This window comes from Spirillospora sp. NPDC047418, from assembly GCF_040643275.1.
Lineage (GTDB): Bacteria > Actinomycetota > Actinomycetes > Streptosporangiales > Streptosporangiaceae > Spirillospora.
Map to the genome: position 1 here is coordinate 1 of NZ_JBEYTW010000100.1, position 25582 is coordinate 25582.

Here is a 25582-nt window from a genome sequence, read left to right on the forward strand (position 1 = left end):
CCGGCCGGAACCATCGGCCATCTATACGAACAGACTGGCCTATGCCAAGCGGCCTGCGCCGGCCTGGTCGCGCCCATACAACAACACGCCGCAGGTCAACGAAGCGGGTGGGGGTTAGGTGAGGGGGAAGAGGCCGCTGTCCATGGTGGTTCTGCCGAAGGGGCGGGCTAGTTCGGCTAGGCGCTCGCAGGCGTCCTCGCCCAGGGCGGCGTAGGCGGGGAGGGCCAGCGCGTCGGTGCGGTCCTCGATGGCCTGCCGGAACGCCTCGCCCTCCGGGGTGAGGGACTCGCCGTCCAGCAGGCCGCGGGCGCGGAGGCGCTCCGCGGTCGCGTCCCACTGCTCGGCGGGCCACGCCCGGGTCCCCGTGAGGAACGCCTTGGGCATGGTGCCGGTGGCGGCGTGCAGCACGAGCGCCTCGACCGGCGTGACGCCCTCGGCGGTGAGGACGGCGATGTGGCCGTCGCCGCGGAACTCGCGGAGCAGGGTCTGCGCCCACCACAGCTGGAGGATCGGCTCGTCCGGCCAGGGCAGGGACGCGTGCGCCGCGTAGAGCGGTCGGCCCTGCGCGTGGTCGCCGGCCGCCTCGGCGGCGCGGCGCGCGAGGGAGACGGTCTCCGCCAGGTCCGGCAGCCGGTCGATGCCGGCGCGGCGGAGCGCGGCGCCGGCCGCGTCCTCCCGTGCGGCGAGCACCTTCTCCGGGGTCGTCTTCTCCCAGGCCGCCGGAAGCGCGGCGCGGACGACCTCGGGGTTGAAGTTGTAGAACGTCGCGATGACGACCTCGGCCGAGGCGCGCCCGAAGGCCGCCGCGCGGGAGGCGAAGTAGGCGGTCCGCGGGTCCAGGCCGAGGGCCGCGTACCGCTCGGACGCCTCCGGGACGAAATAGATCATCGCGTGCACCGGTTCCAGCCGCCGCCATGCCCGCCGTGCCGCTCGCATCCACTCGCCTCCAGGTCGCCGACCGATCGGTAACCGAATCTAATTCGGGCGAGACCTGCCGTCAACGCTCAGTGGCGGCGGCGTGCTCCGCCGTCCGCTAGGACCGGCCGGGGCCGCACGCTCGGGTGCGGCCCCGGTCTCCGGTGTCAGGTGCCGATGATCTTCGCGGCGGCCGGGGGCGGGACCTCGGCGTACGCCGCGAACCGCATCGTGAACACGCCCCGGCCGGACGTCATGCCGCGCAGATCCCCGACGTAGCCGAACATCTCCGACAGCGGGACGAGGGCCCGGACGATCCGCGTGCCGGCGCGCTCACCCGTCCCCTCGACCCGGCCGCGGCGGCCGCTGAGGTCGCCGATGACCGCGCCCAGGTGCTCCTCCGGGGTGGTGACCTCGACGGTCATCACCGGTTCGAGCAGTACCGGGGACGCGCGCCGGACCGCCTCCCGGACCGCCAGCGAGCCGGCGATCTTGAAGGCGAGCTCGGACGAGTCGACGGGATGGAAGTCGCCGTCGGTGAGGACGACCCGCACGCCCGTCATCTCGTACCCGGCGAGGAAGCCGGCCCGCAGCGCCTCCTGGCAGCCCGCGTCCACCGACGGGACGAACTCCTTCGGGATCCGCCCGCCGGTGACCCGGTTGACGAACTCGTACCCGTCCTCGATGGGTTCGAGGGAGAGCTGGACCTTCGCGAACTGCCCCTTGCCGCCGGTCTGCTTGCGGTGCGTCAGGTCGACGCGCCCGACCGCCCGCCGGACGGTCTCGCGGTAGGCGACGCGGGGGCGGCCCACGGCGGCCTCGACATGGAACTCCTCCTTCAGGCGGTCGACGAGGACCTCCAGGTGGAGTTCCCCCATGCCGCCGATGACGGTCTGCCCGTCCTCGTCGCGGACCTGGAAGGACGGGTCCTCCTCCGACAGCCGGTGGACGGCCGCGCCCAGCCTCTCCACGTCGCCCCTGGACCTCGGCTCGATCGCGACCTCGATGACCGGCGCCGGGAAGTCCATGGACTCCAGGACCACGGGATGCGCGGCGTCGCACAGCGTCTCGCCGGTGGTCGTCCGCTTCAGGCCCATGACGGCGACGATGTCGCCCGCGCCCGCCGACTCGATCTCCACCCGCTTGTCCGCGTGGACACGGTAGATCTTGCCGATCCGCTCCCTCCGCTCCTGCACGCTGTTGAGCACCGTGGCGCCCGACACCAGGCGTCCGGAGTAGATCCGGACGAAGGTGAAGCGGCCGAGGTGCCGGTCGGTCATGACCTTGAACGCGAGCGCGGCCAGCGGCGCCTCGTCCGACACGTCCCCGGACTCCGGTGACCGGACGTCCAGGGGCGACGGCAGGTACCGCACGACCGCGTCCAGGAGGGGCTGCACGCCCTTGTTCCTGAACGCGCTGCCGCACAGCACCGGGGTCGCGGCGGAGGCGACCGTCAGCCGGCGGATCGCCGCGTGGAGCTGCTCCTCGGACGGCTCGGCGCCGTCCAGGTACAGCGCCATGGCCTGCTCGTCGTGCTCGGCGACCGTCTCGACCAGCGCGCGCCGCCACCGCCGGGCGTCCTCGGCCAGGCCGGACGGGACGTCCACGACGGCATGGCGCTCGTCCGGCCAGACGTGCGCCCGCATCGAGACGAGATCGACGACGCCCTCGAACCCGGCCTCGGACCCGATCGGCAGCTGCACGACCAGCGCGACGGCGCCGAGCCGCTCGCGGATCATCGCCACGCACCGGTGGTAGTCGGCGCCGGCCCGGTCGAGCTTGTTGACGAAGCAGACGCGCGGCACGCCGTACCGGTCGGCCTGCCGCCACACCGTCTCCGACTGCGGTTCGACCCCCGCGACGCCGTCGAACACGGCCACGGCCCCGTCCAGCACGCGCAGGCACCGTTCGACCTCGATGGTGAAGTCGACGTGGCCCGGCGTGTCGATGAGGTTGATCGTGTGGCCGGCGCCGTCGACGGCCCAGTGGCAGGTCGTCGCGGCGGACGTGATCGTGATGCCGCGGTCGCGCTCCTGCTTCATGAAGTCGAGCGCGGCGGCGCCGTCGTGCACCTCGCCGATGCGGTGGGAGACGCCGGTGAAGAACAGGATCCGCTCGGCGGTCGTCGTCTTGCCGGCGTCGATGTGCGCCATGATCCCGATGTTGCGGACCTTGGCGAGAGCAAGGGCAGTGGTGGTCATCGGGATCCTCCGTTTCGCTCGATGACGACCCGCCGCCGGACAAGATCGTCCGTCGCGGTATGCGCGACGGTAACCGCCGGGGCCGCGCGAGCGCGACGGGTTTTCCGCGTCGGGCTCCGCGCCGGGCTCCGCGTCAGGCGATGGGGCCCCGGTCGACGTCCGGGAGGGTCTCGATGACGCTGCGCAGGTGGGCGCGGGCCGCGCGCTCGGCGGCGCCGGGGTCGCCGGCGGCGATCGCGGCGATGATGTCGAGGTGCTGCGGCAGCGACGTCTGCGGGCGGCCCGGGTGCATGGCCAGCCGGAACTGGTGGCGGACGTTCTGCGCGCGCAGCCGCTCGAGGACGTCCGAGGCCGTCCGCTGCCCGCTGATCTCGCGGACGCGGCGGTGCAGGCGCTCGTTCAGCCGGGAGTAGCCGAGCACGTCGCCGGACGCCACGGCCGAGCGCATCGCGTCGCCGATCTCCGCCAGCCCGGCGGCGTCGGCCGCGGTGGCGCGCTCGGCGGCCTTGGCGGCGCACAGGCCCTCGACCACCATCCGGACCTCGCAGATCTCGACGGCCTCGGCGAGCGACACGGCGCGGACGCGGGCGCCGCGGTTCTGCACGCGCTCGATGAGGCCCTCGTTGGCCAGTTCGGCGAGGGCCGCGCGGACGCCGGCGCGGCTGGCGGCGAACTGCTCGGACAGATCCGCCTCGATCAGCCGCTGGTTCGGGACGAACTCGCCGCGCAGGATCGCCTCGCGGATCCCGCTCACCACGTCGCTCACGAGCACTCCCGGATTGTCGCCATTTTTGTCGCTGATCTAGGGTAGCCGGAGCGGGAGGTCCAGCGAGGGAGGGGAACGGCATGCCGGTCATCGCGGTGCTGGGACTGGGCGAGGCGGGCGGCGCCATCGCGGGCGACCTCGTCGCGGCGGGCGCCGCGGTGCGCGGCTACGACCCGGCCGTCCCGCCCGGCGACGGCATCGTCGCCTGCGGCGGCGAGGCCGAGGCCGCGACCGGTGCCGACCTCGTGCTGAGCGTCAACAGCGCGCACGACGCCGCCGACGCGCTCAGGGCCGGCGCGGGGGCCGCCGGCGGCGGCGCCGTCTGGGCCGACCTGAACACCGGCTCCCCCGGCCTCAAGCGGGAACTCGACGCGATCGCGAAGGGGCACGGCGTCCGGTTCGCCGATGTGGCGGTCATGGCGCCGGTGCCGGGACGCGGGCTGCGCACGCCGCTGCTGGTCAGCGGCGACGGCGCCGCGCGGGTCGCGGAGATCCTCGCCCCGCTCGGCGCCGAGGTCCGGGTGCTGGACGGCGCCGCCGGTCTCGCCGCCGAGCGCAAGCTGCTGCGCAGCGTGTTCTTCAAGGGCCTCGCCGGGTCGGTCGTCGAGGCCCTCGAAGCGGCGCGGGCCGCCGGCTGCGAGGACTGGCTCCGCGCGAACATCGTCGAGGAACTGGTCGCGGCCGGTGAGCACACCGTGGACCGGCTCGTCACCGGCACGCGCAAGCACGCCGTCCGCCGCGCCGCCGAGATGGAGGCGGCGGCGACCATGCTGGAGGAGCTCGACGTCCCCCCGGCGATGGCCGCCGCCAGCCGCGACCTGCTGAGGCGCCTGTCCGGCTGACCCGGCCGACATGGCCGACATGGCCGGCCTAGCCGACGGGCGGGGTGCCATGGGTGTGGAACGACGCGATCGTCTGCAGGCCCCACGCCTGGCCCTTGGCGCGCTCCGCCTCCGTCCAGGTGATCGTCTTCCAGTCCGGCGCGAGGACGAGGCGGGCGCACGGGTTGCACAGCTCGATGCGGTTGCCGCCCGGCTCGTAGACGTAGAGGAAGAACGTCTGCTGGATGGCGTGCTTGTGCGGCCCCGTCTCGATGAAGACGCCGTTGTCGAGGAAGATGTCGGCGGCGCGGAGGATGTCCTCGCGGGTGTCGGTCGCGAACGCGATGTGGTGCAGGCGGCCGTTGCTGCCCGTCCAGTCCCGCGTGTAGACGAGGTCGTAGGACTTGTTCGTGAACGTCGTCCAGCGCGCGCCGATCGTGCCGTCATCCAGCCGGATCTGCTCGGTGGCGTGCCCGCCGAGGACGTCCCGCAGGAAGTCGGTGCTCGGCGCGACCTCGGCTGCCAGGAAGTTGACGTGGTCGAGGCGGCGCACGCACACGCCCATCGCCGGGTACGCCTGCGCCTGGTTCTTCAGCGCCGGCGCCAGCTCCGGCGGCGCCTCGAACCACTCCGACTCCCAGTAGATCTCCATCTCGTGGCCGTCGGGGTCGCGGAACACGTAGGTCGGGCCTAGGCCGGGGTCGCCGTCCCGCCAGCCGATGCCGAGCCCGGCGTCCTCGATCGCCGCGACGCGCCGGTCGAGGGCCTCCTGCGAGGACGTGCGCAGCCCGGTCCGCCGGATGCCGGACGTGCTGTGCGCGGTGAGCTTGAGCGTGTGGTGCTCGTAGTCGTCCCACGTCCGCAGGTACACCGAGTCGCCCTCGGTGCCGACCTCGGTGAGACCCATGATCCGGGTGAAGAACCACAGGCTCTTGTCGGGCTCGGGCGTCAGCAGCTCGACGTGGGCGACGTGCGCGATCTCGTGCTTGATGGTCATCGGGAACTCCGGGGGAAGACAGTGCCGTCGAAGAGTCTGCGGGCCGTCCGGACGATGCTGGACCGCCGGACGGCGGTGCCGTCCAGCTCGACCACCACGTCCAGGCGCCCGGTCGGATGCTCGATGCCCAGGGGCGCGCCCGGCGGCGGGACGTCCGCGAGGTCGTGCCCCACGGAGCCGTCGAGCAGCAGCGCGGTGGCGACGCTGACCGCGCCGAGGACGCCGATCGAGGTGTGCATGCTCAGCGGGATGAACGTGCGGGTGCAGATCATGCCGCCGTCGCGGGGCGGCGCGACGAGGGTCGTCTTCGGCACCGAGGCGGCCGCGACGTCGCCGAGCCCCATCAGCCTCCCGGCCGCCAGCCGCAGCGACTGGATCCGGTCCCGCAGGTGGGACAGGTCGGCCTCGTAGCCGGTGACGCCGAAGTCGGACGCGGCAGCGACGACGACGGGCATGCCGTTGTCGACGCAGGTGACCTCGATGCCGTCGATCTGGTCGCGGGGACGGCCGGTGGGAAGCAGCGCCCCGCAGGAGGATCCTTCCGTCCCCGCGAAGTCCAGATCGATGCGCGCCGCCGTGCCCGGCACTCCGGAGATGGCGGTGCCGCCGTCGTAGTCGACCGCCCCTCCCGGTGTCGGGAACGTGGCGGTGGCGATGCTGCCGGAGTTCAGCATGCGGACGCGGACGCTCGTCCGGTCGCCGCGCGCGGGCACGAGCCCGCGCTCGACGGCGAACGGGCCGACTCCGGCGAGCAGGTTCCCGCAGTTCTGCCGGTCGGAGACCACCGGCTCCGCGACGCCGACCTGCAGGAACAGGTAGTCGACGTCGGCCGCGCCGTCGGCGGACGGCGATACGACCGCGACCTTGCTGGTCAGCGGGTGCGCACCGCCGATCCCGTCGATCTGCCGCGGGTCGGGGGTGCCCATGATCCGCAGCAGCAGGCCGTCGCGCTCGGCCGGGTCGGACGGCAGGTCCGCGGCGAGGAAGTACGCGCCCTTGGACGTCCCGCCGCGCATCAGCATGCAGCGCACGCCGGTCATGATCCGGTGTCCCCCGTCTGCTCGATGTACCGGGCGTAGGTGACGTACTCGATGCCCATCCCGGGCAGCCGGTCGCGCAGCCCGTACCGGTCGAGGCCGAGTTCGCCCCGCTGGAACGCGGCGCGGGTCGCCGCCTCCTTCTCCTCGCGGGCCCGCGCGGCCCGCACCGCCTCGGCGGCGGCCCCCCGCTCGACGCGGACGACCCCGTCATCGTCGGCGAGGATCACGTCCCCGGGCCGGATGAGCTGCCCGCCGATCGTGACCGGCACGTTCACCGCGCCGGGCGTGGCCTTCACCGTGCCCTGCGCGCTGACGGCCGCCGACCACACCGGGAAGCCCATCGCGTGCAGGTCCGCGACGTCCCGGACCCCGGCGTCGATGACGAGCCCGCGCACGCCCCGCCGCTGGAGCGCGGTCGCGAACAGCTCGCCGAACATGCCGTCGGTGGACGGCGACGTGGTGGCCACCACCAGGATGTCGCCGGGACGGCACTGCTCGACCGCGACATGGATCATCAGGTTGTCGCCCGGCCACGACAGGACGGTCACCGCCGTCCCGGCGACGCGCGACCCGAGGTGCACCGGCCGGATCGACGGGCCGAGGAACCCCGTCCGCCCCATGGCCTCGTGGACGGTCGCGACGCCGTACCCGGCGAGGGCGTCCACCGCGGCGGTGTCGGCGCGCGGCGGGTCCGTGACGACGACCGTCCTCATGACAGCTCCGCGGTGGTCTGCGGGTACAGCCGGACGAACGCCTCGGCGCGCGTGTCGTGCGGCAGCCCGAGGTTCGGGCCCGCGTTGCGCTTCAGCTGCACGCCGCGCCGCTTGGCCAGGTCGGTGTAGTAGTCCCACATGTGGACCTGCGCGGGCAGGCACTCCATCGCGGCGCGCTTCTTGTCGAACACCGGGGTGATGTCGAGCAGCACATCGGGCTTGAACTCGCACTGCTCCGGCTGGTGCGGCTCGAAGAAGAACACCGGCGGCGCGCCGAGCGGCTCGCCGGGGGCGTCGTAGCCGATCGCCTGCGCGAGCACGCGGGCCTGCAGCGCCATCCGCGCCGCCGCCGGGTGGTCGCCGTTGTAGGGGTCGGCGAGCGTGTGGGTCAGCACCACGGCCGGCTCGACGTCCCGGTAGATCCGGACGAGCCGGTCGGCCAGCTCCCGCGACTCGACGAGGGGGTAGTCGCCGGCGTCCAGGAACTCGATCTCGGCGCCCAGCACCGCCGCGGCGGCCGCCGCCTCGTCCCGCCGCAGCTTCTTGATCTCCTCCAGCGTCCTGCCCTCGCGCCAGGCGCGGGCGGACTCGCCGCGCTCGCCGTAGCTCAGGCAGACCACCTTCGCGCGGTCGCCGCGCGCGGTGGCGAGCGCGATCGCGCCGGCGGCGCGCCACACGAAGTCGCCCGCGTGGGCGCTGACGACGAGCAGGGGGCTGGGAGCGGCAGAGGGACTCATGCCGGTACCCTGCACCTTGTCGCCTAAATTGTCAACAATCCTGCTGACAAGTTACGGCCGGGGGTCGCGGACACCCTCCAGCAGCAGCCCGCTGAGGCGCAGGACCTCCTTCTGCGCGTCCCACAGGCCGGGCGCGTCCGTCCCGGCGCCGAGATGCGGCCTCTCCAGCTCGCGCTGGATCCGGTCGGCCTCGGCGCACGCCTCCTCGGCCGGTGCCCCGGGCAGGTCCCGGACGATGGCGCCGAACCTGCGAAGCAGCCCCGCGTACGCCTGCCGGAACTCCGTGCCCGGCGCGGGCGGCCCCGCCTCGCCCTCGCCTTCCCCGCCGTCCCCGTCGAGCCGGCGCAGCGTCCCGGCGATGGACCGGGCGTACGCCGCCGTGTGGTCGATCGTGTTCATCTGGCGCGGCGCGGGCCACCGGCCGAGGGCGCCCTGCCAGCGCAGCGGGTAGCCGCGCAGCTTCGCACGCGGGTTGGCGCGCAGCGTCTCCTCTCCCTGCTCCAGCGAGTACCGGGCCTGCTCCTGCACCCGGGCCAGCCGCGACTCGCGCTCGTCCCAGCGCGACCGCCCGTCCTCGGCCTCGGCGACCTCGTCGGCGAGCGCGTCCAGCGCGTCGGCGAGCGCGTCCCGCGCCTCCCGGACGGCGTACTCGCCGCGCCGCAGGTACAGCGGCGGGAACAGCGCCGCGTTCACGACCAGGCCGACGACCAGCCCGATCGCGACGTCGGCGAGCCGCGGCAGCGTGTAGGAGACGACCTGGTGGCCGCCCACCAGCAGCGCGAACAGCGCGGTGAACGGGACCTGGGACGCCTGGCCGCCGAGCCGCCGCCATCCCGACACCATCATGGTCAGGACGACGGCGATCGCGATTCCGAGCGCGGTGGGACCGACCACCAGGCCGATCGGTATCGCGATCCCCGCGCCGATGACGAACCCGGCCCCATAGGCCACGCTCTCCCGGACGGACCTGACGACGGTCGGGTACACGCCGAGCAGCGCGGCGAGCGGCGCGAAGTAGGGCTGCGGGTGCCCGACCGGGTACTTGGCGATCAGCCACGCGATCACCGCCGCGACGACGGCCTTGAGGGTGAGCCTGGCGCGCTCCTCCCAGTAGCGGCGCCCCGCGAAGGGCATCAGGTGGCTGCGCAGTCCTCCGGTCGGCACCCGCTGGCCGTTCCCGCGGGCCGGGCGTCCAACCATGGGAAGGCAAACGGGAGGCCACCGCGCGGCCCGCCGGGATGTGGGTGGCGGCGGGCCTCGCGGTGGCCGGTTCGCGGGGCCGGTCGGGCCCTGGGCGGGGTCAGCCCTTGGCCGGGTTCAGGGACGCGACGGCCTCGGGGGTGAGCTTGGCGGCGCGCTCGCGCTGCGGGAAGCGGCCGACGTCGATGCGGGCGACCTCCTTGGCGGTCCGGTAGTCGATGACGGAGATCTGGTCGTCCTCGGCGAGGGAGACGAAGCAGTCGTGGCCGTTCGGGCTCGTCTGCGTCCAGTAGGGCAGGGCGTCGGTCGCGTAGGTGACGGTGCCGTCCGTGGTCAGGCCGGGCCGGGAGACGATGGAGACGTAGTCGTCGATCGTCCCGGCGACGCACAGCTTGGACTCGTCGGCGTTCATCGCCATGCCGTGGTGCGCGGAGTTCTGCGGGTAGTCGTCCGGCTTCATCGCGGCGGCCTTGTCGCTGAACGGCATGTCCACCGTCCGGGTGACCTTCCCGGCCGCCAGGTCGTACTCGACGAACCCGTTGAGGTAGGACAGCTGCGCGTACATCGTCGCGTTGTCGCGGGTGAACACCGCCGGGCGGATCCCGTACTCGAAGGTGTAGGTGCGCAGCGGCCTGAACGTCTTCGCGTCCACCGCCGTGACCGCCCGCGCCCCCTTGAGCCCGTTCAGCAGCTTCGGCAGCGAGGTGACGCCGATGCTGGAGTTGTAGAGGACCGTCCCGTCCGGCGAGTAGTCGTTGGCGTGCGGGTAGGTGCCGGTCGCGAAGCTCGTCTGGAGCTCACCGGTCGCGGTGTCGATGACCTCGGCCTTGCTCGCGGTGGTGGCCGAGACGACGAACTGCGTCCCGTCCGCCGACAGCGCGGCGTGGTCGGCCTTGAAGCCCTCGGTCCTGTGCCGCCACAGCATCTTCTTCGTGGCGATGTCGAACGCGGCGGCGTCCGACAGCGCGCCCCGCGAGACATAGAGGGTCCGGCCGTTCGGGGAGACGGCCATGTCGTCGACGAGCTTGCGGTAGCCCTGCGCGGCGTTGACGACCTCGTAGCCGATCCGCTCGACGATGGACATCGAGTCCAGCCGCTCCTGCAGATCCGGGACGACATTGATGGAACCGAGGTTCCGGTAGGTGGCGGTGTCGATGAAGCTGACGGTGCCGCCCTGGCCGTTGCCGACCGCCATCACATCGCGCAGGCCCGCGGGCTGGGCCGGCCCGGCGGGCTGGACGGGCTGGGCGCTCGCGGGCGGTGCGCCGATCATCGCGGTGGCCGCCGCCAGGACGGCGCAGCCGAGCAGCGCGGTTCGTCTTCGGAGACGTCGGGAAGGCATCGCGGTCCTCCAGTGCGGGGTCGGTCTCCAGTGTGAAAACGGCCGTGGTCGAACTTGGTTACTGGACAGTAATCCAGGGTGATGTGCGGCACAAGGCCCGGATGCTGGAAAATGTCGTCCGGGCCGTGGGGAGGAGCCAGGTGGCGGGCAGGCGCGCGAGACCGACCGGCAGGTACGGGGGCCGGTCCGCGGCCGAGCGGCGGGCCGAGCGGCGCCGCCGGTTCCTGGACGCCGGCCTGGAGATGTTCGGCCGCGGCCCCGGCTACCGGGGCACCACGGTCGCCGCGCTCAGCGAGGCCGCCGGCCTGTCCACCCGCCAGTTCTACGAGGAGTTCACCACCCTGGAGGACCTCCTCGCCGAACTGCACCTGGAGGTCAACGACATCGCCGAGCGCGCGGTCGCCGCCGCGCTCCCGTCCGTCCAGGGCCTCGGCCTCGCCGAGCGCACCGCCCGCCTGTTCCGCGCCTACGCCGCCGGCATCACCGCCGACCGCGCCCGCATCCGCATCGCGTTCGTCGAGATCGTCGGGGTCGGCCCGCGGATGGACCGCCAGCGCCTCACCCGCCGCGCCCGCTGGGTCGACTTCCTCTGCGCCGAGGCGGCCGCCGCCGCCGAGCGCGGCGAGATCCCCGGCCGCGACTACCGGATCGCCGCGACCGCCTTCATCGGCAGCATCAACGGCCTCCTGCACGACTGGAGCGCCGGCTGGGTCGACGCCACCCTCGACGAGGTCATCGACGAACTCGTCCTGATGCTCCTCGGCCGCCTGCACGCCCCCGACCGCGACCTCCCCGCCCGCTGACCCGCCCGCCGACGCTCCCGCCGCCCCGCCCGCCGACCCGTCATCGGGCCCCGCATCCGTGCCCTTCTGCCTTGACTCGCGCGCAGAAGTTCAGTTAGAAGCGAACGGGGACCTTTGCGAATCCGCGGCTCGGGTACGGAGGACTGTCTTGACAAGGATCGTGTCCACGTCAGACGGTCGGGAAATCGGGGTCGAGGAGTGGGGCGTCCCCACCGGCTTCCCGGTCTTCCTCCTCCACGGCACTCCCGGCAGCAGGCTCGGCCCCCTCCCCCGGCAGATGGTGCTCTACCAGCACGGGATCCGGCTCATCACCTTCGACCGGCCGGGGTACGGGCGCTCCGACCGGATGACCGGGCGCGTCGTCGCCGACGTCGCCGCCGACGTGCGCCTGCTGGCCGACGTCCTGGAACTCGACGAGTTCTCCGTGCTCGGCCGCTCCGGCGGCGGCCCGCACGCGCTCGCCTGCGCGGCGCTGCTGCCCCGCCGCGCCACCCGCGCCGCCGCGCTGGTCGGGCTCGCGCCCGCGGAGGCGGAGGGCCTGGACTGGTTCGAGGGGATGGCGCCCGGCAACACCCGCGAGTACCTGGCCGTCCGCCGGCAGGGACCGCTGGTGTCGGCGCGGCTGCGCTCGATCGCCGACCGGATCCGCGAGAACCCGGCGCAGCACGTCGCGAACCTGTACGCGGAGCTGACGCAGTCCGACCGCCGGGTCGTGCTGCGCGCGGGCCTGCGCCGGATGCTGCTGGAGACGTTCCGGGAGGCGTTCCGGACGTCCGCCGACGGCTGGATCGACGACCTGCTCGCCTTCTGCGCGCCGTGGGGCTTCGAACTCGGCGACATCGTCGTCCCGACGATGCTGTGGCACGGCGCGAACGACACCTTCTCCCCCGCCGGGCACTCCCGCTGGCTGGCCGGCCGGATCCCGAACTCGACCGTCGTCGTCCAGTCGGGCTCGGCGCACTTCGGCGCGTTCGACGTGCTGCCCGACATGCTGGCATGGCTCGCCCGGCCCGCCGGGCGCACGTCAGATCGGCTGTAGCTCCAGGTCGCGGTCGACGCGGACGCCCTCCCGCACGTCCTGCAGCAGCGGATGCGGATGCTGCTCGGCGAGGACGCGCAGCCCCGCGGCGGCCTGCTCGCGCAGCTCCCGCGCCTCCGAGACGCGTCCCATGCCGTCCAGCGTGATCGCCAGGCCGGACCGGCAGACGTGCGTGTCGGGATGCTCGCCGCCGAGGACCCGCGCGAGCCGGGCCAGCGCGTCCCGCCCGAGCTCCTCCGCCTCGGCGAACCGCCCGGCGTCGCCGAGGGCGTTGGCGTGGTTGACGGCGGCGAGCGGGGCGAAGGGATGGTCCGCGCCGAGCATCGACTCCAGCCGGGCGGCGGCGCGGGCGGTGAGCGAGCACGCCTCGTCCAGGTCGCCGGTGCCGCGCAGGTGGCAGCCGAGATTGTTCTCGATCATCACGGTGAACGGGTGCTCGTCGCCCATCTGCGCGCGGTGCCGGGCGAGCGCGGCGCGGGTGCGGTCGCGGGCCCCGACGACGTCCCCCTGCTCGCCCGTGCAGGCCGCGACCTCCAGGTCGGCGGGCAGCGTGTCCGGCGAGTCCGGGAAGTGCCGCTGGTAGCGGGCGTGGATCTCCTCCGCCAGCGCGAGCGCCTCGTCCCGGAGCCCCGCCCTGCGCAGCGACACCGCCAGGCTCTTGCCGGTGCGCAGCGTGTCCAGGATCTGGTCGCCGAGGACCTCCATGTACCGCCGGTACACGTCGCGCAGCATGCCGACGGACTCGTCGAACCGCCCGGCCTCGCGCAGGTCGCGCGCCAGGTTCGCCTCGGAGAACAGCGTGTAGGGGTGGTCGTCGCCGAGCTGGACGCGGCGCTGCTCCAGCGTCTCCTTGTCGTAGCGGTAGGCGCTCTCCCAGTCGCCGGTCAGCCGGTAGTCGATCGCGAGGTTGTGCGCGACCATCAGCGTGCGCGGGTGGTCCTCCCCCCAGGGGACGGCCGACTGCTCGTAGGTGTGCAGGTCCAGCGCGAGGGCCTCCCGGTACTCCCCCATCGCCCGCATGTCGGCCGCCAGATTGCCGGCGGTGATGAGGGTGTGCGGGTGCGTCGGGCCGATCGTCGGCGAGTTGCGCTGCCGCTCCAGCACGTCCCGGTCGAGGTCGTAGGCCTCCCGGAAGTCGCCCTGCGAGCGCAGCACGTTCGCGATCTGCGACTGCAGGAACAGCCACTGCCAGTGGTCCTGGCCGAGCTTGCCGCTCCACTCGGCGACCAGCTCGCGGCCGGCGGCCATCGCACTGTCGAAGACGCCGCGCTTCCACTGGTACCGGACGAGGTCGGTCAGCATCTGCCGGACGTCCTCGTCGTCGCACTCGGCGGCGGCGGACGGCCGCACGTGCGGGAGGATCTCCTCCAGGTTCGGCCAGTTCGCCGGGTCGTCGGTGTCGCCGTGCTTGGGGCGGGCACCGAGCAGGATCTTGTGCACGTCGTGGCAGGTCGTCCGGGTCAGCTCCGGCCCGAGCCCGTGCCGGATGACGGCCTGCACCAGCGGGTGCACCTGGATGGAGTTGTTGCCCTGGTCGACCTTGGCCAGCGCGAACCGGCTGATCTCCCGGACGTGCTTGCCCAGCACCAGCTTGTCGCGCAGCGTCTCGTCGTAGGGGGCGAGGACGCCGGCCGTCTCGTCGCTGTAGATCAGGTCGAGCGAGATCGGCTCGGAGGAGAAGAAGGCGAGCAGCTCCAGCAGCCGGGCCGCGGCCGGGGACGCCTCCCGCAGCTGGCGGAAGGTGACCCGCCAGGTCATCGCCACCGACTGCGGGAAGCTCTGCGCGCTGCGCTCCAGCGTGGAGGCGGTCTCGTGCTCCAGCGCGTCCAGGTACTCGGCGGCCGGCATGAACGTGGAGGCGAGCCAGGCGGCGGCCTGCTCGATCGCGAGCGGCAGATGGCCGAGCGCCTTGCCGATCTTGAACGCGTTCTCCTCGGAGATCTCCGGTACCCGGCGCCGGAGGTGCTCGGCGGCCTCCTGCCGGGTGAAGACCTCCACCGGCAGCGGGTTGGCGAACTGGGTCCAGGCGGGATCGCGGGAGGTGATGAGGACGTGCCCGTCGCCGCCCGGCAGGAAGGGCGCGAGCTCCGCCGGGCTGTCGGCGTTGTCGAAGACCAGCACCCAGCGGGAGGTGGGCTCGCCGCGGCGCAGCGCCTCCAGCGCCGCCGCGGCGGCGTCGGCCTTGTTGTCGCCGACGCGCAGCCCCATCTGCTCGGCCAGGTTCGCCAGCCCCGCCCGGATCGAGTCGGGCGACTGGGCGCTGATCCACCATACGAGCGAGTAGTCCGCCTTGAACCGGTGCACGTACTCCAGGGCGACCTGCGTCTTGCCGACACCGCCGAGACCGTGCAGGGCCTGCGGCAGGACGATCCGCTGCGTCGTGCCGAGCAGTTCGTCCCGCAGCCGCTCCAGCACCCAGCTCCGGCCGGTGAACATCGCGTTGCGGCGGTCGGCGTTCCAGATCTCCGGCGCGGTCCGGGCGGCGCCGGGGAAGCGCGGCCCGACCCGCGAATGCTCGGCCGGCTGGTCGAAGGTGTAGCCCGGCCGGCCGAGGGCGCGGACGAGGGCCTCGGCACCCGCGTGCTCGCCCAGCCCGGTCAGGTCCAGCGGCAGCAGGCCGCCGAACGCCGTCCGCAGCGACGCGTCCTGGATCCGGACCGCCGTCAACCGCCGGTGCGGCGCCGCGGTCCGGCTGGCCAGCGACTCCCAGGTCCCGAGCACCTCCGGCGAGCTGACCGAGTCCGGGGACAGCAGCACGACCGCGTGCCCGCCGGGCCCGCCCGGCTCGCCCGGCTCCTCGGCCGCCTCCGCCGGCCCGACGTCCACGCTGCGGGTGACGACCCGGAAGCCGGCCCGGCCGAGGATCAGCGCCATCCAGTCGACCCACGGCCGGTCCGCCGACATGTAGCTGATGGCGACGTCGGAGATCTCCGTCGGCCCGCGCCGGGTGAACCGCTCGAGCGTCGCGAGCCGCACCTCCTCCTCGACCGGGACGTACCCGCCGACGTCCCCGTCGGTGATCACCTTGGTGAGCCGCTCGAAGGCCGCCAGCATCGAGTTGGGCGAGCCCGGCGCGTCGCCGAACGTCGCCAGCGTCTCCTCGAACGCGTAGTACGGCCGGTACGGGATCTCGACCGACAGCCAGTAGCCGCTCGCCTCCTGTCGGGACATGCCGCGCGGGAAGCGGTCGAAGCGGGCGCGGGCGTACGCCCTGCCCGCCTCCACCTTCGCGTTCTCGCCGAGGTCGATGCGCATGGGGACCGGCAGGATGCGGATGGGGCGCACGTGGTGCCGCCCGTCGATGTTCCCGGCGATGTCGGCGGCGCCGTCGATGCTCTGGTAGCTGAGCGTGAAGCAGTCGACGAGGACGTCCGGGAAGTGCAGGGTGCAGATGTCGGCGATGTCGCTGTAACCGGTGCGGCTGTCGATCAGCACGTAGTCGTAGTTGCTCCGCATGTCGTCGCGGAGCGCGTCGAAGAACTGCCCGCCGCCGAGCCGCCCGTAGAAGTGGTCGAAGTCGAGGGCCCGGGTGAGCGAGGAGTAGTTCCGGTTCTGCCGCCCGGCGGAGACGAAGTCGAGCGTCCCGTCGCCGGGGAACTCGTACTCCAGGGTCACCGCGTGCCGCAGGACGCGCGCGTAGTCGCGGTGCCAGTCGTCCTCGTCGTCGGGGTGCTTGTTCGTCGTCGCCCACGAGTACTCGTCGAGCATGTCGATGACGCCGGGGGTCGAGGTCAGGATGTTCTGGTCCAGGAAGGGGTGGAAGTACTTGTGCAGCCCGGGCGACTCCAGGTCCCAGTCGATGGCGAGCACCTTCCGCCCGGCCGCGGCCATGATCCAGGCGACGTTGGCGAGCGCGCTCGTGCGCCCGGTGCCGCCCTTGTAGCTGTAGAAGGTGACGATGGTTCCGGGGTCCGCCATGGTTCCTCCTCGCCTCAGGCGTCCGGGTCCCGAAGGGTGGGCCGGCGGGTCGTGGACGGCCGCGTCCGCGGTGGATGGACGCTGGTCGTCCGCAGGTAGCGGCTGAACGCCTCGCTGACGGCCCTCGGGAGCGCGTCGCGGAACGCGCGCGGCGACGCGACGCCCACCGCCGAGCCCCGCAGCGCGATCCCCTCCGGCAGGACCTCCACCAGGTCCTCGTGGAGGCCCGCGGCGGCCTCGGCGGTCTGCCGGTCGTCGGCGTTGAACGGGGCCACGACGTGGACGGGCTCCCGGTCGATCTGCCTGAGCCGCTTGCCGATGGCCCGGTCCCCGGCCGCCCACGGGTCGACCACCAGCACGCCCGGGGCGTCCACGGGCTCCTCCAGCGGATCGTCCGCGGTGTCGACGATCGACCGGTGGCCGAGCTCGGTGAGCACGTGCTCGGCGAAGGAGCCGATCGGCAGCATGTGGTCCGCGCCGCGGAACGGCGTCCACTCGTGGGCCGTCCGGCCGTAGTAGTAGGCGTCCCGTTCGGACGGCAGGTGGTCGAGCGAGTGCGCGGCGAGCGTGATCCGGACGGCCGGGCGGCCGCCGCCCGGCTCGGCGCCCGCGAAGGTGCTGCGCACCTTCGCCAGGTCGGGGACGGGGCCGTACCCGAGGTCGCACTCGGCGGCCCGCTGCCTGATGACGGCGGCCAGCCGCAGGACCGTCTCCTTGTAGTGCTCGCGGAACCGGCCCAGCTTCATGATCCCGTAGAGGCCCTCGGCGCGGTAGGCGCGCGGCAGCTCGGGATGGGTGTTCTGCATGCTGTGCAGCGACTCCGGGATCTCGCTGATGTGCATGGGCGTCCACATCGCCGGGATGATCGCCGGCGGCCGCTTCAGCTCGCCGACCAGATCGTGGTAGCGGGTGAGGAAGGCGGCCAGTTCCTTGCCGCAGTACTCGCTGGTGAAGTAGGCCGGGGAGAACAGCGCGATGAACACCCGGCAGTTGGCGAGCGCGTCCGCGAGCTGCTCCGACCAGTCGCTGCCGGGGGGAATCTGCCTGTCCATAAAACCGGGAATGCGCGCGCCCGTAGTCTGGCTTATGTCGTGGCAGAGATCATTGTAGAACTTGGCCACCCAGCGGTCGGAATCCTCGGGCCGGTACCGCGACCTGGCGTAACTCAGGAAGAAGTGCGGGCGTTCTTCCTCCGTCTGCCTTCTGCCCGCCATGCCGCTCCCCCTCGGTCCCATCAATGTATAGCGGCAGGGGCGAAGGGATTACAGCCCGTCAAATGTGTAGTTTTACCGATTCGGCGGGGCCGGAACGTCCCAGGACTCCAGCGTCCGGCGCATCGACGCGACGAACTGCTCGCCGAGCCCGGTGAGGGACCCCGAGTCCTGAAGGGTCCGGGCGGCCGCCAGTGTCTTCGGGTACCAGTCGCCGAAGTGGCGCGCGGCCTCGGCCGCGGCGTCCGGCTCCGGGTCGCGGGTCCGCCGGAGCCAGAAGTCGGCGACGGCGATGTGCGCGTAGGTGCCCTGCAGGAGCCCCTCCAGGGGACGGGGGTCCCGCCGCCACGGAGCGTGGTAGAGGCGGTCGTCGCTCCCGTCGTAGAGATCGGCGAAGTCGAGGATCGCGCCGAGCTTCACGTGCTGGAACTCGTGCAGGATCAGCAGGCACAGCATCGCGGGGGTCTCGGGAAGCGCGATCCCCACGGAGCCGTAGGCGTCCCGTGCCGCCGAGCTGACGCTCGCGCCGGAGGCGGGCGGGTCGAGCGGGACGATGGTCGTCAGCGCCTCGGCGATCGCCGGCGCGTACTCGGCGTACTCCTTCTCCAGCAGCGTCCACGCCTCGTCGAAGAAGCCCTGCCACCGCGCGAACCGCCGGGCGTCGAGGCGTCCCGCCGCCGGCCAGTCGTGGCAGTCGCGGAACGGGTCGAGATCGTCGAGCGCGACGGTGAAGGTGCCCGCGGTCAGCCGGCGGACCGGCTCCAGCGGCCCGGCGCCCGCCACCTCCAGGGTGCCCGCGGACACCCGGACGGTCGTCTCGCGGCGCCCCGGAACCGGGTAGCGCCCGATGCCGGGGAAGTGGACGGCGCCGCCGCGCACCGGAACGCTCAGGGTGAGGTCCTCCATCGCGTGCGCGGCGGTCAGGCACGCGAGGGTCGCCAGCAGGCCGCCGTCGGCCAGCGCACCGTCGCGCGTGCGGGAGGCGCGGAGCCGCTCCACCGCCCATGCGCGCACGTAGGGATGCGCCAGGGCCTGATCGTAGGCCTCGGTGTGCGCGGCGCCGAGGTGCTTGACCGCCTCCCAGGCCGCCGACGGGGCGCACCCGGCGCCGACCACCGCGACCAGGGACCGGCGCCCGATCGCCTGCGCGGTTCCGAGCCGGGCGATGGCGGCGCGGTCGCCGTGCCCCGTCGCCACCGACCGCACCACGGTCGGCGGCAGGAACTGCGGGCTGCGGCCGATCCGCCGCTGGACGTGGTCGATCAGCGCGAAGAGGTCTTCGCAGTACGCGCTGGGGTTCGCGAAGCCTGAGCCGTCACCGCGGTACCGGTGGGCGAACAGCCCGCCGCCGCAGCTGGCGACGACCGGGCATTCCCGGCAGGTGTCGCACAGCGCCGCGAGGCCGCCCTGCCTGGCCCCGATGCCCGCGTGCCGCCCGACCTCGTCGATCGAGTGGCGGAACACGTCCAGGCCCGTCTCGGGAGCGCCGTCGAACGCCGTTTTCAGGGAGTCGGCCTGCTCGTACTCGCCGTCGGTCTCCACGACCAGGAGGTCGCTCGCCTCCAGCCCGAGGGACTCGGTGAAGCTCGGGCCGCCGCGCGAGGTGCTGAGGATGGAGTCGAACATCCGCACCGGGACGGGCCGCCCGCCGTCGAGCCAGCGGTCCGCGATCGTCCGCAGCCAGTCGGCGTAGGCCGCGGCGGACGGCCTGGACGGCGGCCGGTCCCAGGTGTGGTGGGGCCAGAGGAAGTCGATCGCGGGCGGCTCGTGCGCCACGAGCGCCTCGTAGACGGCGATCGGGTCGTTCGCGATGTCGATGGTGCACAGCAGCCCGGAGTAGAGGTCCGGGTAGTCGGCGCGGAGCAGGTCGATGGCGCGGACGACCTTGTCGTAGCTGCTGCGGCCGTCGCGGTAGAGGCGGTGCCGGTCGTTCGCCGTCCGGTCGCCGTCCAGCGAGATGCCGACCTTGACCCCGTGCTCGCGGAAGAGTTCGCAGAACCGCCGGTCCAGCAGGACGCCGTTGGTGTGGATCCGCAGATCGATGTCGCAGACGCCGCGCAGCGGCGCACGTAACGCCGCGAGCAGGGCGCCGAGGTGATCGGGGCCGGCCAATAGCGGCTCACCGCCGTGCAGGACCAGGCAGACCTCGCCGAGGCCGTGCGCCCGCGCGTGGTCGGCGATGCGCCGCGCCGTGCGCTCCATCGTGCGCACGGCCATCCGCGCGGCGCGCCCCCGCCAGCTCTGGTCGGCGTGCTCGTAGACGTAGCAGTGGTCACAGGCGAGATCGCATCTGCTGTGCACTTTGAGCACGAACTGCCGGAACAGGGGTGGCGGAGGCATGGCGTCGTTACGTGATCTAGATGAACGAGTTGAACGCCGCGACGCGGACGGCCTCGGACCCGTCCCCGTTCACCTCGTCGGCCCGCACCAGCCGCGCGACGATGCCCGCCGTCTCGGCTTCCAGGGCCAACTGCCCGGGAGTCAGCTCCCGCAGGTCGGTGAGTTCCAGCGCGCCCGCTTCGTCAAGAACGGTCATGTTCAGTCCATCCAGCTGTCGTTACGATAGGTAGTGGCAATGCTACCCAAAGTCGGGGTCTACTATCCGGCAGGCTCGCTTTGAGGCGTCCCTTGTCCGCAAATGATCAAATCTTGATCCGAACGACACTCATCGCACTGCGCAGTGCATCACTTCTTACGCTCCCGCGTCCGGGGTTTCGGGAAAGCCGTTATGAGAATTTGTCCGGCCGCCCCGCCGCCGAATATCAGTTCGACGCCGCTCCGCCGCGGCGGGTTTCGGCGAATGCTGGCCGGAGTCGGACACCGGTCAGAAGTGTGCATTCCTGCACATATGGTTGACCTATACTGCGGCTCCGTTTCCACTCGAAGTGTGCAGGCACTTGCCGAAATCCACTACCCGGCGCTGTTCAGGGCCGCGGACACGAGTGCGGTCAGCGGGCAGAACCGGCTGCTCGTCGCCACCGGGCTGCGGCTGGTCGCGCTGCTCGCGGCGGCCGTGTTCGGCACCTTCACCGTCCAGCTGGGCCGGGTCGACGCGGCGGCACTGCTGGCGGCGGCCGGGCTCGGGGCCGGGCTGGTCGTCGAGGTCTGGCTGCTCACCGAGCGCCCCGACCGGCAGTGGTACGAGTCGCGGGCCGCGGCGGAGTCGGCGAAGACGCTGGCGTGGCGGTTCGCGGTCGCCGGGCAGCCGTTCGGCGCCGAGGACGTCGACGACCGCGGCGCCGAGGCGCTGCTGCTGCACCGGTTCGCGGTGATCCGCGGCAACCTGCACGCGCTCGTCGTCGACGGCGACAGCGGCGAACTGCAGGTGACCGAGGGGATGCGGGAGCTGCGGGCGCGCAGCCTCGCCGAGCGCAGGGACGCCTACCGCGCCGAGCGGATCGAGGACCAGCGGCAGTGGTACGCGCGCCGGTCGGCGGGCCACGGGCGCAGCGTCGCGCGCTGGTCGGTGCTGCTGGCCACGCTGGAGGCGCTCGGCCTGGTCGCCGCCGTGCTGAACGCCGTGGGGCTGCTGAACCTGGACCTGCCGGGCATCGCGGGGGCCGTCGCGGCGGGCGGGCTCGCCTGGGTGCAGACCCGCCAGCACCAGCAGCTCGCGACCGCCTACGGCATCGCCGCGCAGGAGCTCGCCGAGATCGCCTGCCGGATCGACTGGCCGGAGACCGAGCCCGAGTGGGCGCACTTCGTCGACGAGGTCGAGGAGGCCATCTCGCGGGAACACACCCTCTGGTGGGCGTCCCATGTGTGAGCGGGGCGGCGGGCCGTGCGGATGCGGCCGTGAGGACGAAGGAGGACGCCGATGCGGGTGGCCGTCACCGGGCACCGGGACCTGGACGAGACGACGAGCGCGCTGGTGGACGCCCGCATCCGCGAGATCCTCCGGGCCGGCGGGCCGGACATCGTGGGTGTGTCCTGCCTGGCCGCCGGCGCGGACCAGATCTTCGCGCGGGCCGTGCTGGCGCGCGGCGGGCGGCTGGAGGTCATCGTCCCCGCCGCCGGCTACGCGGCCGCGCTCGGCCTCCGGGCGCGGCGCGGGTTCGAGGAGCTGACGGCGCTCGCGTCCCGGGTGCTGCCGCTGGCCCACGCCGTCCCCGGCCCGCTCCCCTACCTGGACGCGGGCCTGGCGATGCTGGACCGCGCCGACCACCTCATCGCCGTGTGGGACGGCGCGCCGGCCCGCGGCCGCGGCGGCACCGCGGAGATCGTCGAGTGCGCCCGCCGGCTCGGCCGGGTCGTGCACGTCGTCTGGCCGCACGGCGCCCGCCGCACCGGCGGGTAGCGTCAGGGGCGGGCGCGGACGGCGGCGCGGTCGGCGGTGGCCGGGGTGATGAGGGCGAGCCGGGCGCCGGCCGGGTCGGTGATGATGGAGAAGCGGCCCGGCGTGATGTCGGTCGGCGGGACGTGGACCCGCCCGCCCAGCTCGGCGGCCCGCGCGGCGGACGCGTCGCAGTCGGCCACCCAGTAGTAGGGGATCCAGTGGGCCGGGTAGTCCGGCGGCCAGCGCTCGTCCATCGAGAGCATGCCCGCCACGGACCAGTCGCCGACCTTCCAGTTGGTGTAGACGGAGCCGTAGTAGTCGCGGTCCACGGCCCTCCAGCCGAAGACCGCGCCGTAGAAGCGGCGGGCGGCGCGGACGTCGCGGCAGGCCAGCTCCACCCAGCACATCGTCGCCGGCTCGTCCATGACGCCCGCGCCCTGCAGGTCGCCCGGATACCAGAGGGCGAAGTCGGCGCCCTCCAGGTCGGAGCACAGGGACATCCGCCCGAGGCCGGCGACGTCGGTCGGCTCCACCAGGACCATGCCGCCCGCCGCGCGCACGGCGTCGACGGAGGCCGCCATGTCGGCCGTACGGAAGTAGCACGTCCAGGACGAGTGCAGGGAGTCGTCCTGGAGGAACTGCATCCCGCCGATCTCCGGCCCCTGGACGCCGCCGAGGGTGAAGACCTCGTACTCGCCGATGTCGGCGGTCAGCGTGTAGGAGTACCAGCCGAACAGCTCGCCGTAGAAGTCCTTCGACCGCTCCGGGTCCGGGCTGGCCAGTTCCGCCCAGGTCGGGTGGCCCGGCTCGTAGGAGGTCACCTCGGGCATCGCCGGCTCCTGACAGCTCGCATGCCGTCCACGCTAGGCAGCCGCACGCAATCCGACGTGACCGGAATCGCCAAGATCGCTCAAACGTTGGCGATTCCGGCGCTCGCGCCGGAAGAGCGGATCAGCGGCGCGGAACGAACCTGTCGCGGGCCCCGGGGGCCGGGGTGAAGAGGGCGAAGCGGGCCCCGGTCGGGTCCGTCAGGATCGAGAAGCGGCCGGTCTCCACGTCGCTCGGCGGGACGCGCACCTTGGCTCCGAGCTCCGCCGCCCGGGCGGCGGAGGCGTCGCAGTCGGGCACCCAGAAGTAGGGGATCCAGTGGGCCGGGTAGTCCGGCGGCCAGCCGTCGTCCATCAACACCATGCCCGCGACCGCCCAGTCGCCCACCTTCCAGTTGGTGTAGACGGAGTCGTGGTATTCGCGGTCGACGGCCTCCCAGCCGAACACCTCGCCGTAGAAGCGCCGGCCCTCCCGGACGTCCCGGCAGGCCAGCTCCACCCAGCACATCGTCGCCGGCTCGTCGGCGGCGGGGACTTGGCCGGGGTCCCGCGGCTCGTAGAGCGCGAACCCGGCGCCCTGGGTGTCGGCGCACAGCACCGCGCGTCCCATGTGGGCGATGGTGGCGGGCTCCATCAGCGCCTGCCCGCCCGCGGCGCGGACGGCGTCGAGCGTGGCGTCCACGTCGTCGGTGTAGAAGTAGCAGGTCCAGGAGGGCGGCTGGGTGTCGTCGGCCAGCGGCTGCATGCCGCCGACCTCCGGGCCGTTGACGTCGCGGAGGGTGAACATCGCGTAGTCGCCGTAGTCTCCGGTGGCCAGCGTGTAGCAGTACCAGCCGAACAGCTCGCCGTAGAAGCGCCGCGACGCCGGGACGTCGGGGCTGGCGATCTCCACCCAGTAGGGCGTCCCGAGGATGTGCCCCGTCATCGCGCGTCTCGCCGGCTGTTCGCTGCGTCCATGGGGCTCACGGTAGGGGCGGGTGCGCAATCTCCGTGATGTCGGCGGCAAGGGCGCACACCAAGGTGGTGCCAATGTTCGGCAAGTTCGGCCGCGTCCGCGTGCCGTTACGTGCTCACACGCTCTCGACCGTCTGCAGGAGGCCCCAGACGAAGTGCGCGACATAGGTCTCGCCGCCCGGCATGGTGATCGTCGCGTGCCAGCGGCTCGGCGCGTCGCCGTCCTGGTGGGCCACCGCGCCGAACCGCGCGTCGACGTCGCCCACCGTGCACGACCAGGGGACGAGGTCGTCGGCGGTCGCCAGCTCCGGGACGGGGACGCCGTCGTCCCGGACGAGCCACTCCTGCACGACCGAGCCGTCCGGCGCCATCATGATCTCGAAGCAGAGGCCCGGCCACAGCGGCAGCGGCCCCCACCACGCGGTCGCGCAGACGACGTCGCCGATCCGCCGGTCCGCGGCGCCGGCGGGCGGGCCGAGGACGGCCTCGTAGCGGCGCCGCCCGCGCGGGAACGTCCGGGACCGCAGCACCCGCTGCCAGCGGGCGTTGGCGTCCCGCATCTCGGTGCGGGACGCGCCGAGCGCGCGCACCGCGTCCTCGACGAGGCCCGGCTGGTAGTCGGCCATGCGGCGGAGCAGCACGAGCTGGAACTCGCGCCGCGCGAATCCCTTCATCGCCGGACACGCTACCCCGCGCGGTCCGGGCCGAAGTCGCCGGCGGCGGGTTCCTCCAGGTCCCGTTCGCAGGGGCGGGGCGGCTCGGGGCCGTCCGGGCCGCAGCGGACCACGTACTCGGCGCGGACCACCCGGAAGCGGCGGCCGAGGACCTCGACCTCGGCGCGGCGCACCCCGTCCCGCAGCAGGTCCGCGGCGTACCGGTAGGCGGCGAGGTCGCCGGGCGACGGGCCCCGCGTCAGCGGCACGACGAGGTCGAAGTACGCGGCCAGGTGGTCGCGGACGGCGGCGGGGCTGTGCAGGAACGGGCCGTGCACCGGCCACCGCCCACCGCCCGCCCCGGCGCCCGCCTCGGTGACCGCGTCGCCGACCGCGTCCCCGCCCGCCTCGGTGACCGCGTCGGTGACCGCCTCGGCGACCGCCTCGGCGACCGCGAACCGGGTCGGCAGCCGCGCGACCAGCGGATGGGTGGCGAGCGCGCGGCGGGCGTCGGCGGCCATCGCGGGCGGCACCGCGGGCTCGGCGGGGGCGTCCTCCCACCGCTCCCCCGGCAGCGGCGCGGGGCCCGGGATCCGCGCGGCCGGGAGCAGTCCGTGGTCGAACCGGCGGGCGTCGCGCCGGGTGCGGGGTTCGGGCAGCTCGTCGGGGTCGCCGGAGCGGGGCGGCTCGGGGCCGTCCGGGCCGGACCGGCAGAACCGGTCGGCACGCACCACGCGGAACACGCGGCCGGCGACGGTCAGCTCGTCCGGCCGGTCGCGGTCGAGCCGCTCCGCGCCGCGCCGGTACTCGGCGCGGACCACCGCGGGCACGCCGCGGTCGCGCGCCCTGCCCCGCAGCCACCAGCCGAGCGAGTCGCGGGCGTCCTGCGGGGTCGTCCGCTCCATCCCGGACATCATCCAGCCGCCGGGGACCCGTTCCATCACCCCGTACGTCGCGCCGCACCAGCGCACCTCGGGATGCGTCAGCCGGGCGCGCGCCTCACCGAGCCTCGGCGGCCCGGATGCCGGCGGCGGGAACGGGAGATCGCCGGCGAGGGCCGCACCATCACTACCCCTCATGCCCCCATGGTCACAGGGGAGGGGCGCTCACCGCTCGTGTTTCGCCGATTCCGGCCGGTCAGGACTCGCGGTCAGGACTCGCGGCAGGTC

The 25582-nt window shown here is 73.4% G+C and carries 22 protein-coding genes; 5 read left to right on the forward strand and 17 right to left on the reverse strand.

All coding sequences use genetic code 11. The annotated features are described in order from the left end of the window. Positions 1 to 114: 114 nt before the first annotated feature. The 3 genes from ABZ806_RS37590 to ABZ806_RS37600 all read right to left on the reverse strand — a co-directional run bounded on the left by ABZ806_RS37590 (position 115) and on the right by ABZ806_RS37600 (position 3882). On the reverse strand, positions 115 to 936 hold the full coding sequence (locus tag ABZ806_RS37590) for an SCO6745 family protein (protein WP_500223119.1): 822 nt from the start codon (positions 934 to 936) through the stop codon (positions 115 to 117). Between the two features lie 146 nt (positions 937 to 1082). Next, positions 1083 to 3116 (reverse strand): elongation factor G, encoded by a 2034-nt coding sequence (gene fusA / locus ABZ806_RS37595; RefSeq protein ID WP_500223121.1) that lies wholly within the window; start codon positions 3114 to 3116, stop codon positions 1083 to 1085. A gap of 133 nt (positions 3117 to 3249) precedes the next feature. Then, positions 3250 to 3882, reverse strand: coding sequence for a GntR family transcriptional regulator (locus ABZ806_RS37600; RefSeq protein WP_500223123.1), 633 nt, complete (start codon positions 3880 to 3882; stop codon positions 3250 to 3252). A gap of 80 nt (positions 3883 to 3962) precedes the next feature. Between ABZ806_RS37600 and ABZ806_RS37605 the strand changes: the two genes are divergently transcribed. Continuing rightward, positions 3963 to 4724 (forward strand): DUF1932 domain-containing protein, encoded by a 762-nt coding sequence (locus tag ABZ806_RS37605; RefSeq protein ID WP_500223125.1) that lies wholly within the window; start codon positions 3963 to 3965, stop codon positions 4722 to 4724. Positions 4725 to 4752: 28 nt separating this feature from the next. On the opposite strand, the gene ABZ806_RS37610 is transcribed toward ABZ806_RS37605, so the two are convergent. The 6 genes from ABZ806_RS37610 to ABZ806_RS37635 all read right to left on the reverse strand — a co-directional run bounded on the left by ABZ806_RS37610 (position 4753) and on the right by ABZ806_RS37635 (position 10732). Beyond that, complete coding sequence (locus ABZ806_RS37610) at positions 4753 to 5700, reverse strand: catechol 2,3-dioxygenase (protein ID WP_500223127.1); 948 nt, start codon at positions 5698 to 5700, stop codon at positions 4753 to 4755. Next, a complete protein-coding gene (locus ABZ806_RS37615) occupies positions 5697 to 6740 on the reverse strand; it encodes a 4-oxalomesaconate tautomerase (protein ID WP_500223128.1) in 1044 nt (347 codons plus the stop codon). The genes ABZ806_RS37610 and ABZ806_RS37615 overlap by 4 nt, the downstream gene beginning before the upstream one ends. Continuing rightward, positions 6737 to 7453, reverse strand: a complete 717-nt coding sequence (locus ABZ806_RS37620; protein WP_500223130.1) for a 4-carboxy-4-hydroxy-2-oxoadipate aldolase/oxaloacetate decarboxylase — start codon at positions 7451 to 7453, stop codon at positions 6737 to 6739. Before ABZ806_RS37620 ends, ABZ806_RS37615 begins: the two co-directional genes overlap by 4 nt. After that, positions 7450 to 8190, reverse strand: coding sequence for a PIG-L deacetylase family protein (locus ABZ806_RS37625; protein WP_500223131.1), 741 nt, complete (start codon positions 8188 to 8190; stop codon positions 7450 to 7452). Before ABZ806_RS37625 ends, ABZ806_RS37620 begins: the two co-directional genes overlap by 4 nt. A gap of 51 nt (positions 8191 to 8241) precedes the next feature. Further along, entirely contained in the window at positions 8242 to 9354 is a 1113-nt protein-coding gene (locus ABZ806_RS37630) for an FUSC family protein (protein ID WP_500223132.1), read from the reverse strand. 136 nt (positions 9355 to 9490) lie between these two features. Further along, positions 9491 to 10732 carry a YncE family protein gene (locus ABZ806_RS37635; protein WP_500223133.1) on the reverse strand — a complete coding sequence of 414 codons (1242 nt, stop codon included), beginning with the start codon at positions 10730 to 10732 and terminating at the stop codon, positions 9491 to 9493. A gap of 140 nt (positions 10733 to 10872) precedes the next feature. Here ABZ806_RS37635 and ABZ806_RS37640 point away from each other — a divergent pair, with 140 nt between their 5' ends. Both ABZ806_RS37640 and ABZ806_RS37645 read left to right on the forward strand, forming a co-directional pair. Continuing rightward, positions 10873 to 11535: a TetR/AcrR family transcriptional regulator gene (locus ABZ806_RS37640; protein ID WP_500223134.1), complete on the forward strand. Its 663-nt coding sequence runs from the start codon at positions 10873 to 10875 to the stop codon at positions 11533 to 11535. A 160-nt stretch (positions 11536 to 11695) separates the two neighbouring features. After that, positions 11696 to 12574 (forward strand): alpha/beta fold hydrolase, encoded by an 879-nt coding sequence (locus ABZ806_RS37645; RefSeq protein WP_500223135.1) that lies wholly within the window; start codon positions 11696 to 11698, stop codon positions 12572 to 12574. Here ABZ806_RS37645 and fxsT read toward each other — a convergent pair. From fxsT to ABZ806_RS37665, 4 genes are read right to left on the reverse strand one after another with little or no spacing between them, the layout of a single operon-like run. Then, positions 12560 to 16492 carry an FxSxx-COOH system tetratricopeptide repeat protein gene (fxsT, locus tag ABZ806_RS37650; protein WP_500223136.1) on the reverse strand — a complete coding sequence of 1311 codons (3933 nt, stop codon included), beginning with the start codon at positions 16490 to 16492 and terminating at the stop codon, positions 12560 to 12562. The two genes, ABZ806_RS37645 and fxsT, sit on opposite strands and share 15 nt — an antisense overlap. A gap of 14 nt (positions 16493 to 16506) precedes the next feature. Further along, positions 16507 to 17727 (reverse strand): TIR-like protein FxsC, encoded by a 1221-nt coding sequence (locus ABZ806_RS37655; protein WP_500223137.1) that lies wholly within the window; start codon positions 17725 to 17727, stop codon positions 16507 to 16509. Positions 17728 to 17778: 51 nt separating this feature from the next. Next, entirely contained in the window at positions 17779 to 20043 is a 2265-nt protein-coding gene (locus ABZ806_RS37660; RefSeq protein ID WP_500223138.1) for an FxsB family cyclophane-forming radical SAM/SPASM peptide maturase, read from the reverse strand. A gap of 16 nt (positions 20044 to 20059) precedes the next feature. Then, on the reverse strand, positions 20060 to 20239 hold the full coding sequence (locus ABZ806_RS37665; RefSeq protein WP_500223139.1) for a hypothetical protein: 180 nt from the start codon (positions 20237 to 20239) through the stop codon (positions 20060 to 20062). 351 nt (positions 20240 to 20590) lie between these two features. On the opposite strand from ABZ806_RS37665, the gene ABZ806_RS37670 reads away from it, so the two are divergent. After that, positions 20591 to 21469: a DUF4231 domain-containing protein gene (locus ABZ806_RS37670; protein WP_500223140.1), complete on the forward strand. Its 879-nt coding sequence runs from the start codon at positions 20591 to 20593 to the stop codon at positions 21467 to 21469. Between the two features lie 51 nt (positions 21470 to 21520). Next, entirely contained in the window at positions 21521 to 22000 is a 480-nt protein-coding gene (locus ABZ806_RS37675; protein WP_500223141.1) for a hypothetical protein, read from the forward strand. Positions 22001 to 22002: 2 nt separating this feature from the next. Here ABZ806_RS37675 and ABZ806_RS37680 read toward each other — a convergent pair whose 3' ends face one another. From ABZ806_RS37680 to ABZ806_RS37695, 4 genes are all read right to left on the reverse strand, one after another. Continuing rightward, positions 22003 to 22809 (reverse strand): VOC family protein, encoded by an 807-nt coding sequence (locus ABZ806_RS37680; protein ID WP_500223142.1) that lies wholly within the window; start codon positions 22807 to 22809, stop codon positions 22003 to 22005. Positions 22810 to 22930: 121 nt separating this feature from the next. Then, positions 22931 to 23731 carry a VOC family protein gene (locus ABZ806_RS37685; protein ID WP_500223143.1) on the reverse strand — a complete coding sequence of 267 codons (801 nt, stop codon included), beginning with the start codon at positions 23729 to 23731 and terminating at the stop codon, positions 22931 to 22933. 145 nt (positions 23732 to 23876) lie between these two features. After that, positions 23877 to 24434 carry a hypothetical protein gene (locus ABZ806_RS37690; protein WP_500223144.1) on the reverse strand — a complete coding sequence of 186 codons (558 nt, stop codon included), beginning with the start codon at positions 24432 to 24434 and terminating at the stop codon, positions 23877 to 23879. An 11-nt stretch (positions 24435 to 24445) separates the two neighbouring features. Beyond that, on the reverse strand, positions 24446 to 25492 hold the full coding sequence (locus tag ABZ806_RS37695) for a DUF5954 family protein (protein ID WP_500223145.1): 1047 nt from the start codon (positions 25490 to 25492) through the stop codon (positions 24446 to 24448). Positions 25493 to 25582: the final 90 nt, after the last annotated feature.